We start from the raw sequence: 3,562 nt of genomic DNA, 5'->3' as shown, positions 1-3,562 counted from the left end.
TTCCTTCAGGGGCATCCGGAATTGCCGGTCGCTCGGGATGGAGGTGAACTCGACCTTGTAGCCTTCCTTGCGCGACGCACTGCATGTCATGCTGACGATCAGCAACCCGTACTTCACCTCGGGCAGTTCGCGGTTCGACAGCTCCAGCACGCACGACGGCCCGATGTCGAGCATGTCACACGTGCCGCTATAGACGATCTGTTCCGCGAGCGCTGCTTCCTGCCGGAGTTCAACTTCCCACGCAGCGTCCTGCTCGTCGTCCAGATCGAGGCCCCAGGTGTACGTTTCCCCGTAGGTCGTGCTATCGCTGTGGATCAGCTCGGAGCCGTTGATCCGCTCGTTATTTGGCTGCTCAGGGCTGTAACTGCGCACGGAATACCGGGTGGGTATCATGGTCGTGCGCATCGCCAGGGACTGCACCGACTCACGGCCAACGGTGTGCAGGCCGCTCGGCTCCCGATACGGCACGGTGAAGCGCGCCCTGTCGTGAATGTACTTCGTGAAGTCGTCCCCGAAACGTACCAGCTCGCATCGTTCGCCCGCCTCACACACAAACCAGATGCCGACACGGCGGCACAGGCGCATCACGAAACTGAGATCGTCCTCGCACCATTGGGTGATGATCGGACGCTTGCGATATGTGCGGTAAAGACCGAAATCGAAGTCCGCGAAAATCTGGTTGAATTCGTGTTCGCCGAGAATCTGCTTGATAACCTCGGGCTCATTCGTATCGAGGAAAAAGCGGGTGCGCGGCATGTTGCGCAACAACGCGAGGCGCGATTCAAGCGTCACCTCGTACATCGTCTGGTCGTGATTACTCGCAATCTGTGCAAAGCTGGTAATCACGCCATAGACCCGACGCGCCTCCTCGGGGCTGCTCCAGCGAGTGACCAGCGGCGGCTGGATGACAAACGACGCCATCTTGTTGATGTAGTCGCTACGCGGCAGGTCACGCTGCGGGTGCGTGAACTGGATGGTGTACTTTGTCAGCTCCCCCATCCCGCGCGTGCCCTTGAACGAATAGATATCCGCAAGGGCGGCGCTCGCCGTCGAAATTACGTCGAGGGTGTAATACTGGTGAATGTCTATACCCGGACGCACCACTGGATCACGTGAATTCAAATGTTCACTCCTTTAAGCTGCCGACTACAACGGACGGTACTTCTCCAGTATCGAATTTACCGAATATAGGGAAGAATTCACATAAGCCGGGTCTGGAATTGACAAGGCTTAACAAAAATCACAGGGTGTGATTTTCTGTCGCGACAATGGACATGCGTCGCGCATAAGTTGCACGCACAACGTCTGCACAACCCGGGCTGGATCAAGCGGACAATGACAAGTGACTTGTTGCCTCACGCGAACCCAACCGGGCGTCAAGGACATGTTGCACCCTTCAGGACGCCCTTCCATCAGGGCTTGCGCCGCCCGCCGAAGAAAATCCACATCAGCAGGACAACGACCAGCAGCGCAAAGCAACCATACGACAGGTCGAGATAAAGTCTATCCGCATCCATAGGTATCCTGAGTTTTGAGATAGGCGCCGAAGCTGTTCCCTGACGAACTGATCGATCAACTGCTTGCGCAGATTCAGAACAAGGATGTCGGTTCTCGGCGAATCAGGCCTGGCCGGGCAACTGAAGAAGCAACTGGCTGAGCGCATGCTGGCAGCGGAGCTCACGCATCACCTGGAGAACGAGGCTGAGCAAGGACTTCCTCCATTCCATTCGGACTGCGATGTGTTTTCCTCATGTGGCGAGCTGGGTGCCAACGCGCCACGTGAAATGAGGTCTGCGAAGAGCACGCCGAGGTCCGCGCCGGGTTCGGCCTCCAGCGCCCGCTGCGTCGCTTCGCCGAGTGTGGCGCCGGCCGAGCAGGCATCGAGCAGTGCGCAGCCACCGCGGCCGAGTGGCTGCCACGTTACTGAGCCGGCGCGGCGTAGCATCAACACGCCCTCGCCGTGCCATTCGAGCGGGTCCGGCATCGCGGCGCCCATACGGTTCGCATTCCAGATTGTGCACACAGGCTCGGCCGCGAACCACGCCCAGCGCGCGCTGGCGTGCGCGCGCACGGTCATGCGCTCGAACGCTTCGGGTGTGAGGTGTGCGAACGCCGATGCGTCGAGCGCGCGTTCGTCGGCCGCCGTGTGCGACTCGCACCAAAGCCGGTCAAGCCGCGCCACGCCGCCGAGGTACGTGAGCTCGCTCGCCGCTTCGCGGCGCGCCAGATACGCCGGGAACGTCGCCCCATACAGCACGAGACGCGCATCGCCTGGCGGCGCGCGGCGCGCATAGTCCATGGCGGCGGCGTAAAACCACGCTTCACCCACGAGCCGCACCACGGCGGGAAAATTGGCGGCCAGCGCGTCCACGCAACCCTTGAGCACCGTATTGCGATACACCGCAAAACCCGGCTGCGCGGCGAGCGCGGTCACACACGGGTCTTGCGTTTCCCCGCCCTCCAGCGCCACGACGAACTCGTCCTGGAAGCGGCTGAGCGTGGTAGTCATGCCATCACCTCGAGTGCGTCAAGCAGCGACTGCGCGCGCTCGCGCTCCGCGAGCAGCTCGCCAAACGCGGGAATATGATCGTCGCGCTCGATCAGTGTGGGCCGTGGGCCCGTGCGCGCGAGCACGTGGCGATAGAGCGCCCAGACTGGTTCCGCCACCGGCGCATCGTGCGAGTCGATGAGTAGCGGCGTGCCGGCGTCGGCGCTATGTCCAGCCAGATGGATCTCCATCACGGCAATGGCGGGAAGCGCATCGAGCCAGGCGAGCGCGTCGAAGCCCATGTTGCATGCGCTCACGTAGACGTTGTTCACGTCGAGCAGCAGCCCGCATCCGGTGCGCCGTACGAGTTCCGCCAGAAAATCCGTCTCGCTCCACTCGTGCCCCTCCACGCGCACGTAGTGCGAGGGGTTCTCGATGGCGATGCGCCGCCCCAGCACATCCTGCGTGTGCGCAATGTTCGCCGCGATGCGCGCAAGCGCGGCGCTGGTGCGCGGGAACGGCAGCAGGTCGGGACAATAGCGGCCGCGCCACGTGGACCACGCCAGATGCTCCGAGACCAGCGCCGGTTGAACGCGCTCGGCCAGCGCCTTCAGGCGAGCGAGATGCACCGTATCCGGCGAGCAATCCGCAGCCAGCGAGAGCGCCACGCCGTGGAGCGACACGGCATGGCGCTCCCGCACAGCCTCCAGCCAGGCGAGGCGCGGACCGCCCTCGATCATGTAGTTCTCCGGATGAACTTCAAACCAGAGTCCGTGCGCATCGCAGGCGTGCGCCTCCTCGTAATGCTGCGGCTTGAGGCCGAGACCGGCGCCGCATGCGCTGAGCGTGTTCATGATCGTCGGGCGGCGGTGCGCATTACATGTCCATCGGCGTGAGCGAGCCGTGGCCATGCGGCGTCTTGATCGACGCGCAGGTACCGGCCGGGACGTTCTTGAACTCGTTGCCCATGTAATCCATCTTCGCGGTGCCCGCGCAGGTCGTGCCCGCCCCGGCCTTGCAGTCGTTGTGGCCGGCGAGTGCAACGCCATAGCACTTCTCCACGGCGCCTGCGCC

The 3,562-nt window shown here is 62.9% G+C and carries 4 protein-coding genes and 1 pseudogene; 1 reads left to right on the top strand and 4 read right to left on the bottom strand.

All coding sequences use genetic code 11. The features are described from left to right. A partial coding sequence (locus tag VMJ11_RS02595) for a phage late control D family protein (RefSeq protein ID WP_325616612.1) occupies positions 1 to 1,122 on the bottom strand: 1,122 nt, incomplete at its 3' end. A gap of 427 nt (positions 1,123 to 1,549) precedes the next feature. Here VMJ11_RS02595 and VMJ11_RS02590 point away from each other — a divergent pair. After that, positions 1,550 to 1,793: pseudogene (locus tag VMJ11_RS02590) on the top strand (IS256 family transposase); the annotation flags it as partial. Here the strand turns inward: VMJ11_RS02590 and VMJ11_RS02585 are convergent. The 3 genes from VMJ11_RS02585 to VMJ11_RS02575 form a co-directional block, all read right to left on the bottom strand. Next, positions 1,685 to 2,509: a DNA-binding domain-containing protein gene (locus VMJ11_RS02585; RefSeq protein ID WP_325616610.1), complete on the bottom strand. Its 825-nt coding sequence runs from the start codon at positions 2,507 to 2,509 to the stop codon at positions 1,685 to 1,687. The pseudogene VMJ11_RS02590 and the gene VMJ11_RS02585 overlap by 109 nt on opposite strands. Beyond that, on the bottom strand, positions 2,506 to 3,342 hold the full coding sequence (locus tag VMJ11_RS02580; protein ID WP_325616608.1) for a DUF692 domain-containing protein: 837 nt from the start codon (positions 3,340 to 3,342) through the stop codon (positions 2,506 to 2,508). Before VMJ11_RS02580 ends, VMJ11_RS02585 begins: the two co-directional genes overlap by 4 nt. 22 nt (positions 3,343 to 3,364) lie before the next feature. Next, a partial coding sequence (locus tag VMJ11_RS02575) for a DUF2282 domain-containing protein (RefSeq protein ID WP_325616607.1) occupies positions 3,365 to 3,562 on the bottom strand: 198 nt, incomplete at its 5' end.

Origin of the sequence: Paraburkholderia sp. (assembly GCF_035501035.1) — a bacterium.
GTDB lineage: Bacteria > Pseudomonadota > Gammaproteobacteria > Burkholderiales > Burkholderiaceae > Paraburkholderia.
This window is presented reverse-complemented; position numbering and strand designations above follow the sequence as displayed.

What these genes read in the sequence shown, in the direction of transcription:
- VMJ11_RS02580 (WP_325616608.1), bottom strand. Translation starts at nt 3,342, where the DNA reads ATGAACACGCTCAGCGCATGCGGCGCCGGTCTCGGCCTCAAGCCGCAG.
- VMJ11_RS02585 (WP_325616610.1), bottom strand. Translation starts at nt 2,509, where the DNA reads ATGACTACCACGCTCAGCCGCTTCCAGGACGAGTTCGTCGTGGCGCTG.